Here is a 12,701-nt window from a genome sequence, read left to right as displayed (position 1 = left end):
GCTCGGTTCCGCGGACTCACGTCACCCATCGATCAGGGGACGACCGTGGCGGGCAGGAAACCGACGCGGGCGTAGACCTCGGCGAGCGTCGGAGCGGCCATGCTCCGGGCCTTGGCCGCTCCCTTGGCGAGCAGGCGGTCGAGTTCGGCTGGATCCGCCAGGAGCTCCTCGGCACGACGGCGGACCGGCGTCAGCGCCTCGACCACCACCTCGGCGAGATCCACCTTCAGATGCCCGTACATCCGGCCCGCGTAGTCGGCCTCCAGCTCGGTGATGCTCCGACCCGAGAGCACCGAGTACACGGTGAGCAGATTCGAGACACCCGGCTTGCCCTCGCGGTCGAAGCGGATCTCGGTCCCCGTGTCGGTGACCGCGGACTTGATGCGCTTGGTGATGACGGCCGGGTCGTCGAGGAGATTCACGAGACCACCGCTCGACGACGCCGACTTCGACATCTTCGCTGTGGGGTTCTGCAGATCGTAGATCTTCGCCGACTCCTTCTGGATGAAGGGGCGGGGAAGCACGAAGGTCTCGCCGAACCGGGAGTTGAAGCGCTGGGCGAGATCGCGGCTCAGCTCCACGTGCTGGCGCTGGTCCTCCCCCACGGGCACGCCGTCCGGCTGGTAGAGCAGGATGTCCGCCGCCTGCAGGACCGGGTACGTGAACAGTCCCACGCTCGCGGAGTCGGCCCCCTGCTTCGAGGCCTTGTCCTTGAACTGCGTCATCCTCGATGCCTCTCCGAAGCCCGTCAGGCAATTCAGCACCCAGGCGAGCTGGGCGTGTTCGGGGACCTGGGACTGCACGAAGAGGGTGGCCCTGTCCGGGTCCACCCCACCGGCGATGTACTGCGCCGCGGTGGTCCGGGTGCGGTGGGCGAGCTCCGTCGGGTCCTGTGGGACGGTGATCGCATGCAGATCGGGGATGAAGAAGACGGCGTCGTACGCCTCCTGCAACTGCACCCACTGCACGAGGGCGCCGATGTAGTTGCCCAGGTGCAGGGAGCCTGCGGAGGGCTGCATCCCCGAGAGGACGCGCTGCCGGCGTCGGGGTGCGGTGGCCTGTTCGGTGTAGGTCATTGGTGTGGTCCTGGTGCTAGATCCGGTAGTCGACGACGAGGGGCGCGTGGTCCGAGAATCTCGTGTCCCAGCTCGGAGCCCTGTCGACGTCGGCACTGACGGCGCGCGCAGCGAGGTCCTGCGTGGCGAGCTGGTAGTCGATACGCCACCCGGTGTCGTTGTCGAACGCCTGGCCGCGCCACGACCACCAGGTGTAGGGGCCGTCGACGTCGCCCGCCAGCGAGCGGGCCACGTCCACGAACCCGGACCCGTCGGAGAGGAACCGGTCGAAGTAGGCGCGTTCCTCGGGGAGGAACCCGGCCTTCTTCACGTTGCCCTTCCAGTTCCTGATGTCGCGCTGGGTGTGGCCCACGTTGAGATCTCCGAGGACCACGGCGTGCCCGGCGCCGTCCCGGAGCGCGGCGAGGCGCTCCCCCAGGGCGTCGAGGAAGCGGTACTTGTCATCCTGCTTCTGGGTGCCCACCTCGCCGGAGTGGACGTACGCACTGACCACCGTCAGTGCAGAGCCCCTGATCTCGAGGTCCATCTCGACCCAGCGGCCCGCGGTGTCGAAGTAGCTGTCGCCGATGCCGGTCCGTACGGCCACCGGTTCCTGGCGCGAGGCGATCAGCACCCCGGCGCGACCCTTGGCCTCCGCCTCGGCGTGGTGGATGTGCCAGTTCTCCCCCAGCAGGCTCCGGACCACGGCGTCGGGGGCGCGCACCTCCTGGAGGCACAGGATGTCCACGCCACGCCCGTCCAGCCACTGCTGCATGCCCCGCTTGTAGGCCGCGCGGATCCCGTTGACGTTCACCGAGGCGATACGCACGGCTTCTTCTGGACTCGATGCCGCATTCACCCGCTCAACCCTACCCGCGACTGTGCGCCGTCGTCCCTGCGGCACTCCCGGTCAGTCGACAACCGTGCCCTCCACGGGTCCCTCACCGGAATCCTTCATCATGGAGCGTGCGTTGTGGGAGGTGATCTCGATCGTCTCGAGCGCCCGCTCCACCATCTCCTGGTCCTTGCCGAGGTACTCCCGCACCACACCCACCTGGACCTGCACGATCTTGAAGCTGTGCTCGAGCTTGAGGTCCCTGGACCTGTCCACCGCGACCGGGGAATCGCCGCCCTTCCCGCCCGGGCCCGCATGACCCTGCAGCCGCGCGGCCGCCTTGCGGGCTGCGGAGCGGAGACTGAACACCACGAAGCTGAAGACGAGGAGCCAGCCGAGGGAGATGATCACCACCAGCCAGCCGACGACGTCGTTCTGGTTGGCAGCGAAGACCACGGCGACGAGGAAGACGACCAGCATGACGGCCACCCCCGCACTGCCCATGCGCATGCTCGGACCCCGACCCGCAGGCCGCCCATTGCTCCCTAGTGACTGCATCCGCCCATTCTCCCGCATCCGATCACTGTGTCCCCGTGCTTCCACCGCGGGCGAACTGCCAGGTGATCCCAACTTTTTTTCCAGCTTCCCAATCCGTGACGGGACTCACCCCGAACTACTCCCGTGCGTGCCCCACGGTGCGCAGCATTCGCACTATGGAGGACATCATCATGAACAAGAAAATGCGTTTCCTCGCTGTACCGGCACTCGCCCTCGGCGCTGTCGCCATGGCCGGCTCGCCCGCCCTGGCGGCCGACGGCTCCTACTCCTCGACCCTGGGCCAGCTCAACGGCACCACCGGCACCGGCACCGTCACCGTCGATGTGACCGGCGACCAGGCGAAGGTCAACCTGCAGGTCTCCGGCCTGGCCGAGACCTTCATGGACGGACCGTACCCCCACGTGCAGCACGTCCACGGCAACGCCATGGGCACCTGCCCCACGCCGGCCGATGACGCCGACGGCAACGGGATCGTCAGCACCACCGAGGCTGCCAGCCGTTACGGCGACATCCTCACCACGCTGACCACCTCCGGCGACACCACCCCGGCCGCCGCCCTGAACCTCGAGCTGGGTGGACAGGGTGGTTCGTACAGCATCGAGCGCACCATCACCATCGACGAGGCCCAGCAGAAGTCACTGGAGGCCGGCAACTCGGTCGTCGTCGTGCACGGCCTGGATCCGGCAACCGCGGGCGTCTCCGAGGAGGTCTTCGGCTCGCCCAGCGACCTGGATCCCAAGCTTCCCCTCGGCGCCACCTCGCCCGCACTGTGTGGCACGCTCGTGAAGGGCCAGATGGCCGCCATGCCCGAGGGTGGCGCCGACACCGGTGTCGCTACCGAGAACTCCTCCTCCACGGGCATGATCGCCCTCGGTGGCGGTCTCGTGCTGGCTGCAGCAGCAGGCGGAACCTACATGGTTCGTCGTCGCGCGGCGCACAACGCATAATCCTGATCCCTATGATCAGTAGGAAAAACGGCCATCGCTGGGGCTTCACCGCCCCGGCGGTGGCCGCCCTCTTTCTCCTCGCCGGCTGCGGGTCCGCAGCCGAGCCGGGGACCGCCCCGCAGCCCACCTCCACTGCGGCGTCGGCCGCGTCTGCCAGCGCGTCCCCCTCGACGCCTGCGACGCCGGTACCCACCGCGTCCTCCACGGCGACACCGTCCCCGAAACCGTCCGCGGCCCCCTCCCTTCCGGCAGTGCTGCCCGCGTCGGCTCCGACCACGCTCGACATCCCGTCCATCGGCGCGCGCTCCGAGTTGCTGAGCCTCGGACTGCGCGAGAACAAGAGTCTCGACGTCCCAACAGGTGAGCCCGGATCGCCCGCGAGCTGGTACAACCAGTCGCCCACACCGGGGGAACGCGGCCCCGCCGTGATGCTGGGACACGTCAACGCGACGGACGGCGGCGCAGGAGTGTTCGCCCGGCTGCGCGAACTGAAGACCGGGGACGTCATCAACGTGGTCCGCGAGGACGGCACGACGGCGGTCTTCCAGTTCCAGCACGGTGAGCAGTACATGAAGGACGAGTTCCCCACGCTCACGGTCTACGGGAACACGGCGGGCTCCGAACTGCGCCTCATCACCTGCGACGGCTACAACCCGGATACCGGGGAGTTCGACGACAACTACGTGGTCTACGCGACCCTCAAGACCTGACGCGGGGGCGCTGCCCCGGGCTCCCTACTTCAGGAACAGCTTCCGCAGGCGCAGCGTGGTCAGCAGCATTCCGACGGCGATCATGATCACGAAGTAGCCGAGGTGGATCAGCGTGGCCGGGCCGAACGAGGCCACGCTGATCTGCCGGAGCAGCTCCACGCCGTGCCAGAGGGGTAGCGCCTGGATGAACCACTGGATGCCCTGCGGGTAGACGCTCAGCGGGTAGAACGTGGCCGAGAACAGGAACATCGGCAGCATCACGAAGTTCACCCACTCCATCTGCTGGAATGTCTTCATGAAGCTCGTGATGGCCATGCCGAAGGACGCGAACCCGAAGGCGATGACCACCGACACCGGGATCATCAGCAGTGCCACCGGCGTGGTGAGCAGACCCATCAGCGCCATCACGGTGGTGAACCCCGTGGCGTACAGGGCACCGCGGAGCAGCGCCAGGAAGATCTCCCCGATCGCTACGTCGAGGGGTCCGAGCGAGGTGTACAGCATGCCCTGGTAGAGCTTGGCGAAGTTCATCTTGAAGAAGACGTTCCACGTGCTGTCGTAGACCGCACCGTTCATCGCGGATACCGCGAGCAGTGCCGGTGCGATGTAGGCGGCGTAGCTGATGGGGCGGCCGTCGGGTCCGTCCAGCTCGCCCACCAGCGCGCCGAGTCCTATCCCCATGGACAGCAGATAGAGCACCGGCTCGAAGAAGCCCGACACCAGGACCAGCCCGTTGCTGCTCCTGGTGGCCAGCAATCCCCGGGCGATGACGGCCTTCGCGTTGCGGGAGTACAGAGCTGCCAACGGCCGCGTGGAGCCTTCCAGCCGCAGCTCCCGCCCCGGGAATCCCGTGGTCATCGACCCAGCCTCCGCGCGAAGACCGAGCGGGCCAGGTACAGGCCGACGACGGCGAGGACCACGAGGACGATGCCGTGGACGAGCGCCAGCCAGCCCGGAAGTTCGTACCCGTAGGTCAGTGCCCGGCCCAGTTCCGTCCCGTGCCAGAGGGGCGAGATCCAGCCGATCCAGCGCAGGAACAGGGGCAGGGTCTCCAGCGGGAAGAATGTGCCGGAGAACAGGAACAGCGGCGTGACGACGAAGCGCATGACGAGCGGGAACTGCCCCCGGTCATCCTCCACCCCTGCCGCGTAGGCCAGCAGCGGCAGACCGAAAGCGAGCCCCGTGAGGACCGCCACCGGGACGACCAGCACCCCGGCGGGCGAGGGTGAGGCACCGAAGGCCGCGATGATCAGGAAATAGATGACAGTGCTCGCCAGGAGCCGGAGCGTGATCGCCAGGACGTGGCCGTTCACGATCTGCTCCGTCCCCAGGGGTGAGGCGTGGGGTCCGTAGTAGACCCTGCGCCACTTGAAGCCGTCCATCACCGGGTAGGTGAACTCGGTGGCCGCCGTCATGATGGCCGCCGACGCCAGCAGCGCCGGGGCGATGAAGGCGAGATAGCTGACCCCGCCGAAGGCTTCGGCGGACTTCTGGTCCACGAGCGTCGCCAACCCCACGCCCAGGGCGAAGAGATACACCACGGGTGTCCCCACGCTGGAGGCGAGCAGCGTCCAGCGGTAGCTCCTCATGGACCGCAGCACGTGCTCGGCGTAGTACCAGGTGCCGAACCGGCGTGCTCGGGACGCCGACACCTCGGGTGCATGGGCATGGAGACGGTAGGGCCGGAGTGCCAGCTCGTCGCCCGGCACGGTGGTCCGTGGCTCAGTCAACGAGGCTCCTTCCGGTCAGGCGCAGGAAGACGTCCTCGAGCGAGGACCGGCGCACCAGTGACGTGAGGGGCTTCAGCCCCCGCGCGCTGACCTCCTCCAGTGCAGCCTCGCCGTCGCGCGCGTAGATCAGCACGCGGTCCGGTAGCGGCTCGAGGCGTTCGCCGATGCCCTGCAGTTCCGCGGCCACGGTGGTGTTCCGCTCCGAACCGAAGCGCAGTTCGAGGACCTCCCGCGTGGAGTGGTCGCGGATGAGCTGGGCAGGTGAACCCTCCGCCATGATCTGCCCCTTGTCGACGACGACGAGGCGGTCGCAGAGCTGCTCGGCCTCGTCCATGTAGTGGGTGGTCAGGATGAGGGTGACGCCGGCTTCCTTCAACCGGAACAGCCGGTCCCACAGGATGTGCCGGGCCTGCGGGTCCAGGCCGGTGGTGGGCTCGTCGAGCAGGAGGATCCTGGGCTCGTTGATGAGCGAGCGCGCGATGGTCAGGCGTCGCTTCATGCCGCCGGAGAGAGCGTCGACCTTCGCCGAGGCCTTGTCCGTGAGCTGGGCGAACTCGAGGAGTTCGTCGGCCTTGGGCCCGAGATAGCTCATGGGGAGGCCGAAGTAGCGGCCGTACACGATCAGATTGTCGCGGACCCGGAGTTCCTCGTCGAGATTGTCCTGCTGCGGGACCACGCCGAGGTGCGCCCGGACCTCGGGCCCGTGCTCCTCGGGATCGAGCCCCATGATCGTCAGCTGCCCGGACGTCCGCTGGGACACGCCGCCGATCATGCGCATGGTGGTCGACTTACCGGCACCGTTGGGTCCCAGTAGCCCGAAGGCCTCACCGGCCGGGACATCGAAGGAGATCCCGTCGACGGCCCTGAAATCGCCGTAGTGCTTGCTGAGCCGCTGGGCGGAGATCACCGGCGCGCCGGGAGGATGGGGGTGCACCTGCCCAGCGTAGGCGAGATCAGGCTCGGAACGGGGCAGGGCGCGGAGTCCGTCAGCTGCTGCGCGCGCGGCGTTCCGCGGCGTCGACGACGTTCGTCAGGAGCATGGCGCGGGTCATCGGACCCACTCCCCCGGGATTCGGCGAGAGCCAGCCGGCCACCTTCGCGGCAGCAGGCTCGACGTCGCCCGTCAGCACAGCCTTACCCGTGTCCGGGTCCTCGACGCGGCTCACGCCGACGTCGAGGACGATCGCGCCCGGCTTGAGCTGGTCGGCGCGGATCATGTGTGCATTCCCCGCGGCACCGACGACCACGTCGGCCCGGGCGAGGTGCGCCGCCAGATCGGAGGTTCCGGTGTGGGCCAGTGTCACGGTCGCGTTGATCTGCTTGCGTGTCAGCAGCAGGCCCAGCGACCGACCCACCGTCACGCCCCTGCCCACCACGAGCACGTCGAGGCCCCGGAGGGACACACCGTGGCGCTTGAGGAGCTCGACGATGCCGTGCGGCGTGCAGGGCAGCGGTGACACCATCTCCCGGTCCACATTCAGCACCAGCCTGCCCAGATTGGTGGGATGCAGTCCGTCGGCGTCCTTGGCCGGATCGATGCGCTCGAGGATCGCGTCGGTGTCGAGGTGCGCGGGCAACGGGAGCTGGACGATGTAGCCCGTGGTGACGTCGTCGGCATTCAGCTCGTCGAGGACGGACTCGAGGTCCTCCTGCGTGATGTCCGCGGGCAGATCGCGCCGCACCGAGGTGATACCCACCTCCGCACAGTCGCGGTGCTTGCCCGCCACGTAGGAGCGGCTACCCGGGTCGTCGCCCACCAGCACCGTGCCGAGCCCGGGGGTGATCCCCTGCTCACGCAACGCTGCCACGCGTTTGGTCAGCTCCGCCCTCAGCTGCGCGGCGGTTGCTTTCCCGTCAAGGATGCGGGCTGGGCTCATGCGGATCGACCTCGTTCGGTTGCTCGGATGATCGGTGCTGCGGTTCCGTCCCTCACCACCGGCGGCGGCTGCCCTGGGACGGGCCTACCACTCCTCCTGGCCCGGGTAGAGCGGGAAGTCGGCGGTGAGCGCGGAGACCCTCGCGCGGAGCGCCTCGACGTCGGGCGCCGGCTTCAGCGCTGCCGCGATGATCTCCCCGACCTCGGTGAACTCGGTGGCACCGAAACCGCGGGTGGCCAGGGCAGGTGTCCCGATCCGCAGCCCCGAGGTGACCATCGGTGGACGCGGGTCGAACGGCACGGCGTTGCGATTGACCGTGATGCCCACGGAGTGCAGAACATCCTCCGCCTGCTGACCGTCGAGGGTGGAGTTGCGCAGGTCGACGAGCACGAGGTGGACATCGGTGCCGCCCGTGAGCACCGAGACGCCGTGCTCCGCCACGTCGGAGCCGGTGAGCCGCTCCGCGATGAGGCGGGCGCCCTCGAGGACGCGCTCCTGGCGCTCCCTGAACTCAGGGGACCCCGCGATCTTGAAAGCGGTGGCCTTGCCGGCGATCACATGCATGAGCGGGCCGCCCTGCTGTCCGGGGAAGACGCTCGAGTTGAGCTTCTTGGCCCACTCCTGCTTCGCGAGGATGACGCCGGACCGCGGTCCGGCGAGCGTCTTGTGGACGGTCGAGGTGACGACGTCGGAGTGGGGCACCGGGTTCGGGTGCACTCCGGCGGCGACGAGGCCGGCGAAGTGCGCCATGTCGGTCCAGAGGATCGCCCCGACCTCGTCGGCGATGGAACGGAAGGCCGCGAAGTCGAGCCGGCGCGGGTAGGCGGACCAACCGGCGATCAGGACCTGGGGCTTCTCCGCGAGTGCCTGCTCACGAACCCTGTCCATGTCGAGGCGGTGGGTGTCCTCCTCGACGCCGTACGCGGCCACGGAGTACAGCTTGCCCGAGAAGTTGAGCTTCATACCGTGTGTCAGGTGTCCGCCGTGGGCGAGCGAGAGACCCATGATCTTCTCGCCGGGCTTGATCATGGCCGACAGTGCGGCTGCGTTGGCCTGCGCGCCGGAGTGGGGCTGGACGTTCGCGAACTCGGCTCCGAAGAGTGTCTTCACCCGCTCGATCGCCAGATTCTCCGCGACATCCACGTACTCGCACCCGCCGTAGTACCGGCGCCCGGGGTAGCCCTCGGCGTACTTGTTGGTGAGGACGCTGCCCTGGGCCTGGAGGACCGCGCGGGGGGCGAAGTTCTCGGAGGCGATCATCTCGAGGGTGTCCCGCTGCCGTGCGAGCTCGTCCCTGAGGACGGCCGCGATCTCCGGATCCACCTCCGACAGGGGCGCGTCGGTGACGGAATCCGCCGCGGTGGAGGAACCGGACGTAGGCGAAGTGGTCATCGATCGATCCTTCTCTGGGTCGCATCGGCGCAGGCCTCGTGGCCGCGCTTCGACGTCGCCCTCATGCTAACCGCACCGCCCCGCCCCCCGCGACAGGTGTCCACGCCGGCGACGTCGCCTAGGCTGACGCCATGGCCCACCTCATCACGTTCCGGGGCAAGACCCCCGTCATCGGCGACTCCGTGTTCACCGCACCCACCGCAGCACTGATCGGCGACGTCACCGTCGGCGATTTCGCGAGCGTCTTCTACGGCGCCAGTGTCCGCGCGGATGCTGCCCCGATCCACATCGGCGAGGGTACGAATCTGCAGGACAACGTGGTGGTCCACGCCGACCCCGGCTTCCCGGCGCGGATCGGTGACCGCGTCAGCGTGGGCCACAGTGCCGTGGTGCACGGATGCACCATCGAGGACGACTGCCTCATCGGCATGAGCGCCACCGTCATGAACGGGGCCGTGATCGGCTCCGGGTCCCTCGTGGCTGCGGGCGCCGTCGTGCTCGAGGGAACGATCGTCCCGCCCCGCTCCCTCGTGGCCGGAGTGCCGGCGAGGGTCCGGCGGGAGCTTGCGGACAATGAGGTGGAGGATGTTGAGGCCAATGCAGCCCACTACAGGGCTTTGGCGCAGGAGCATCGCGATGCGTTGACTTCTTGACGGCAAGGGGAAGCTGCGCAACCCTGAGGTCATGCCCGCACACTCCCCTTCCCCGACACCGGACACGGCGCCCGACATGTCCGACGTATTCGACGTATCCGATGTGTCCGGCAGGCCGGGATCACAGTCGGCGCTGCGTCGGCAGAACCAGCAGCGCCTGCTCTCGGCACTGAGGAGCGGCGGATCCCAGACGCAGGCCGAGCTCGCGCGCCAGACCGGCTTGTCCACGGCCACGGTGTCGAACATCGTCAAGGCCCTGGCCGCAGCCGGCGTCGTCAGCACGGAACCGACCACGAGTTCCGGTCGCCGCGCCCTCTCGGTCACGCTCGAGGACGACGGCCAGGTGGCCGCCGGGATCGATGTGGGCCGGAGACATCTGCGTGTCGTACTGGCCGGCACGAGCCACAGCATCATCCGGGAGGCCTCGGTGGCGCTGCCGCCCGGGCACACCGCCACCGACGGTCTCACCATCGCCGCGGACCTCCTGGACAGCCTGCTCGCCGAGGGTGGCATCGATCGGCGGGCCCTCCTCGGTGCAGGCGTGGGCATTCCCGGGCCGATCGACCGGAGGACGGGAACAGTGGTCCAGGGAGGCATCCTCCCGGAGTGGGTGGGGATCGACATCCGTGGCATGTTCCGGGATCGCCTGCAGATCCCCGTCTACATCGACAACGACGCGAATCTCGGCGCCCTGGCCCAGGTGAGCTGGGGCCCGCACCAGGCGGTCGCCAATCTCCTCTTCCTGAAGCTCGGTTCCGGTATCGGGGCCGGCCTCGTACTCGACGGAGCCCTCTTCTACGGTCACGTCGGCGTCACGGGGGAACTGGGACACACCACGATCAACGAGCAGGGCGTCATCTGCCGATGCGGCAATCGCGGGTGCCTCGAGACCGTGGCGTCGACGTCCACCATGATCGAGCTGCTGAGCCGTGGCACCCGGGAGCCGGTGGACACGCGGCAGATCGTGGAGCGCGCACTCGCCGGCGAGACCGCGGTGCTGCGCGTGATCGACGACGCGGGGGTCGCCGTCGGGAGGGCGCTCGCGCACATGGCCAATCTCGTCAACCCCGAGACGATCGTGATCGGCGGTCCCCTCACCGATCTCGGCGAGATCCTGCTCGAGCCCGTCCGACGCGGCCTCTCGCGCCATGCCGTACCGATCATCGGCGAGACGACGAACCTCTGCATGTCCTCCCTGGGCGATCGGGCCGAAGCACTCGGCGCCGCTGCCGTCGTCCTCGCGCGCGCCGGCCTGGCCCGACCGGACACCGCAATGGCCCAGGTCACACAGCTGTAGCATTGCCTTCAACCATTGACGCCAGGCCCACCCACCGTGTTCAATTCTTTCGGGCCAGGTTTGGTTCCACCTTCGACAGCGACGTCCTTGCGGGAGATTCGATGATCAACCACACCATCCTCGAGATGCGCTCCATCACCAAGGAATTCCCCGGCGTCAAGGCACTGGCCGATGTCTCCATCGAGGTGAGGGCGGGTGAGATCCATGCCATCTGCGGCGAGAACGGCGCCGGTAAATCCACCCTGATGAAGGTCCTCTCGGGGCTCTACCCCTACGGCGAGTACTCAGGCGACATCATCTTCCAGGGCAAGCCGGTCCAGTTCAGGGACATCCGCTCGAGCGAGGCCGCCGGCATCGTGATCATCCACCAGGAGCTCGCGCTCATCCCCGAGCTGTCCATCGCGGAGAACATCTTCCTCGGGAACGAACCCACGCGCTTCGGTGCGATCAACTGGGACCTCGTCAATCGCACGGCACTCGAACTCCTGGCTCGCGTGGGCCTGAGCGAGGACCCCACCACGAAGGTCAAGGACATCGGTGTGGGCAAGCAGCAGCTCGTCGAGATCGCCAAGGCCCTCAACAAGTCGGTCAAACTGCTCATCCTCGACGAACCGACGGCGGCGCTCAACGAATCGGACTCCCAGCACCTGCTCGATCTCATGGCGGGCCTGCGCTCCAAGGGGATCACGTGCATCATGATCTCGCACAAGCTCAACGAGATAGAGCAGATCGCCGATTCGATCACCATCATCCGGGACGGCCGGTCCATCGAGACGCTCCACGTCAAGGACGACGGCGTGGACGAGGACCGCATCATCCGGGGCATGGTGGGCCGCTCGCTCGAGTCCCGCTTCCCCGAGCACACCCCGACGATCGGGGAGACGTTCTTCGAGGTCCGCAACTGGACCGTGGGCCACCCCTCGGTCCCCGACCGCCTCGTGTGCAAGAACTCCAGCTTCCACGTCCGTCGCGGTGAGATCGTCGGCTTCGCCGGACTGATGGGCGCGGGCCGCACCGAGCTGGCCCGCTCGGTCTTCGGCCGCTCCTACGGCACCTATCGATCCGGCCAGATCGTCATGGACGGCAAGGAAGTCACCCTGAGAACGGTGCCACAGGCGATCGACGCCGGCCTCGCCTACGTGACGGAGGACCGGAAGTCGCTCGGCCTGAATCTGCTGGACGACATCAAGACCACCACGGTCTCGGCGAATCTGAAGAAGATCACGCGGGGCCTGGTGGTCGACCGGGACGAGGAGTTCCGCGTCGCCGAGGACTACCGCAAGTCCCTGCGGACCAAGACGCCGAGCGTCAACGAGGGCGTTGCCAAACTCTCGGGCGGCAACCAGCAGAAGGTCGTGCTGGCGAAATGGATGTTCACCGATCCCGAGCTCCTGATCCTCGACGAGCCCACACGCGGCATCGACGTCGGTGCGAAGTACGAGATCTACGGCATCATCCAGAAACTCGCGGACCAGGGCAAGGGCGTGATCGTCATCTCCTCGGAACTGCCCGAACTGCTCGGACTCTCGGACCGCATCTACACGATCTTCGAGGGTGCCATCACGGGCGAACTGGACCGCCGCAACGCGAACCAGGAATCCCTCATGAAACTCATGACCGCCAGCAGAAAATCCGCCTGACCGAAGC

13 protein-coding genes are annotated in these 12,701 nt (G+C 67.8%); 5 read left to right on the top strand and 8 right to left on the bottom strand.

All coding sequences use genetic code 11. From position 1 onward, the window contains the following. Nucleotides 1-32 precede the first annotated feature (32 nt). From trpS to FQ377_RS07850, 3 genes are all read right to left on the bottom strand, one after another. Entirely contained in the window at nt 33-1,076 is a 1,044-nt protein-coding gene (trpS, locus tag FQ377_RS07860; RefSeq protein WP_148600703.1) for a tryptophan--tRNA ligase, read from the bottom strand. 16 nt (nt 1,077-1,092) lie between these two features. After that, entirely contained in the window at nt 1,093-1,884 is a 792-nt protein-coding gene (locus FQ377_RS07855; RefSeq protein ID WP_262364338.1) for an exodeoxyribonuclease III, read from the bottom strand. Nucleotides 1,885-1,965: 81 nt separating this feature from the next. Then, nucleotides 1,966-2,448: a hypothetical protein gene (locus FQ377_RS07850; RefSeq protein WP_148600701.1), complete on the bottom strand. Its 483-nt coding sequence runs from the start codon at nt 2,446-2,448 to the stop codon at nt 1,966-1,968. A 170-nt stretch (nt 2,449-2,618) separates the two neighbouring features. Here FQ377_RS07850 and FQ377_RS07845 point away from each other — a divergent pair, with 170 nt between their 5' ends. Then, on the top strand, nt 2,619-3,395 hold the full coding sequence (locus tag FQ377_RS07845) for a CHRD domain-containing protein (RefSeq protein ID WP_148600700.1): 777 nt from the start codon (nt 2,619-2,621) through the stop codon (nt 3,393-3,395). Nucleotides 3,396-3,406: 11 nt separating this feature from the next. Further along, on the top strand, nt 3,407-4,105 hold the full coding sequence (locus FQ377_RS07840) for a class F sortase (RefSeq protein ID WP_148600699.1): 699 nt from the start codon (nt 3,407-3,409) through the stop codon (nt 4,103-4,105). A 24-nt stretch (nt 4,106-4,129) separates the two neighbouring features. Here FQ377_RS07840 and FQ377_RS07835 read toward each other — a convergent pair whose 3' ends face one another. The 5 genes from FQ377_RS07835 to glyA all read right to left on the bottom strand — a co-directional run bounded on the left by FQ377_RS07835 (nt 4,130) and on the right by glyA (nt 9,104). After that, nucleotides 4,130-4,963, bottom strand: coding sequence for an ABC transporter permease (locus FQ377_RS07835; protein ID WP_148600698.1), 834 nt, complete (start codon nt 4,961-4,963; stop codon nt 4,130-4,132). After that, nucleotides 4,960-5,835: an ABC transporter permease gene (locus tag FQ377_RS07830; RefSeq protein ID WP_262364337.1), complete on the bottom strand. Its 876-nt coding sequence runs from the start codon at nt 5,833-5,835 to the stop codon at nt 4,960-4,962. Before FQ377_RS07830 ends, FQ377_RS07835 begins: the two co-directional genes overlap by 4 nt. Then, on the bottom strand, nt 5,828-6,769 hold the full coding sequence (locus FQ377_RS07825; protein ID WP_148600697.1) for an ABC transporter ATP-binding protein: 942 nt from the start codon (nt 6,767-6,769) through the stop codon (nt 5,828-5,830). Before FQ377_RS07825 ends, FQ377_RS07830 begins: the two co-directional genes overlap by 8 nt. A gap of 52 nt (nt 6,770-6,821) precedes the next feature. Then, nucleotides 6,822-7,712: a bifunctional methylenetetrahydrofolate dehydrogenase/methenyltetrahydrofolate cyclohydrolase gene (locus FQ377_RS07820; RefSeq protein WP_148600696.1), complete on the bottom strand. Its 891-nt coding sequence runs from the start codon at nt 7,710-7,712 to the stop codon at nt 6,822-6,824. An 84-nt stretch (nt 7,713-7,796) separates the two neighbouring features. Further along, the gene (gene glyA / locus FQ377_RS07815; RefSeq protein WP_148600695.1) at nt 7,797-9,104 is read right to left on the bottom strand and encodes a serine hydroxymethyltransferase; all 1,308 of its coding nucleotides are present in this window, start codon (nt 9,102-9,104) and stop codon (nt 7,797-7,799) included. A 131-nt stretch (nt 9,105-9,235) separates the two neighbouring features. Here glyA and FQ377_RS07810 point away from each other — a divergent pair, with 131 nt between their 5' ends. The 3 genes from FQ377_RS07810 (at nt 9,236) to mmsA (ending at nt 12,694) form a co-directional block, all read left to right on the top strand. Then, nucleotides 9,236-9,757 (top strand): gamma carbonic anhydrase family protein, encoded by a 522-nt coding sequence (locus FQ377_RS07810; protein WP_148600694.1) that lies wholly within the window; start codon nt 9,236-9,238, stop codon nt 9,755-9,757. 76 nt (nt 9,758-9,833) lie between these two features. Then, on the top strand, nt 9,834-11,054 hold the full coding sequence (locus FQ377_RS07805) for an ROK family transcriptional regulator (RefSeq protein WP_148600955.1): 1,221 nt from the start codon (nt 9,834-9,836) through the stop codon (nt 11,052-11,054). Between the two features lie 101 nt (nt 11,055-11,155). After that, nucleotides 11,156-12,694, top strand: coding sequence for a multiple monosaccharide ABC transporter ATP-binding protein (gene mmsA / locus FQ377_RS07800; RefSeq protein ID WP_148600693.1), 1,539 nt, complete (start codon nt 11,156-11,158; stop codon nt 12,692-12,694). Nucleotides 12,695-12,701: the final 7 nt, after the last annotated feature.

This window comes from Arthrobacter echini, from assembly GCF_008107445.1.
Classification (GTDB): domain Bacteria; phylum Actinomycetota; class Actinomycetes; order Actinomycetales; family Micrococcaceae; genus Arthrobacter_D; species Arthrobacter_D echini_A.
The sequence above is the reverse complement of the archived record's forward strand: the minus strand, read 5'-3'. Positions and strand labels throughout refer to the sequence as shown.

What these genes read in the sequence shown, in the direction of transcription:
- FQ377_RS07835 (WP_148600698.1), bottom strand. Translation starts at nt 4,963, where the DNA reads ATGACCACGGGATTCCCGGGGCGGGAGCTGCGGCTGGAAGGCTCCACG.
- FQ377_RS07805 (WP_148600955.1), top strand. Translation starts at nt 9,834, where the DNA reads ATGTCCGACGTATTCGACGTATCCGATGTGTCCGGCAGGCCGGGATCA.
- FQ377_RS07850 (WP_148600701.1), bottom strand. Translation starts at nt 2,448, where the DNA reads ATGCAGTCACTAGGGAGCAATGGGCGGCCTGCGGGTCGGGGTCCGAGC.
- trpS (WP_148600703.1), bottom strand. Translation starts at nt 1,076, where the DNA reads ATGACCTACACCGAACAGGCCACCGCACCCCGACGCCGGCAGCGCGTC.
- mmsA (WP_148600693.1), top strand. Translation starts at nt 11,156, where the DNA reads ATGATCAACCACACCATCCTCGAGATGCGCTCCATCACCAAGGAATTC.
- FQ377_RS07840 (WP_148600699.1), top strand. Translation starts at nt 3,407, where the DNA reads ATGATCAGTAGGAAAAACGGCCATCGCTGGGGCTTCACCGCCCCGGCG.
- FQ377_RS07845 (WP_148600700.1), top strand. Translation starts at nt 2,619, where the DNA reads ATGAACAAGAAAATGCGTTTCCTCGCTGTACCGGCACTCGCCCTCGGC.
- FQ377_RS07810 (WP_148600694.1), top strand. Translation starts at nt 9,236, where the DNA reads ATGGCCCACCTCATCACGTTCCGGGGCAAGACCCCCGTCATCGGCGAC.
- FQ377_RS07820 (WP_148600696.1), bottom strand. Translation starts at nt 7,712, where the DNA reads ATGAGCCCAGCCCGCATCCTTGACGGGAAAGCAACCGCCGCGCAGCTG.
- glyA (WP_148600695.1), bottom strand. Translation starts at nt 9,104, where the DNA reads ATGACCACTTCGCCTACGTCCGGTTCCTCCACCGCGGCGGATTCCGTC.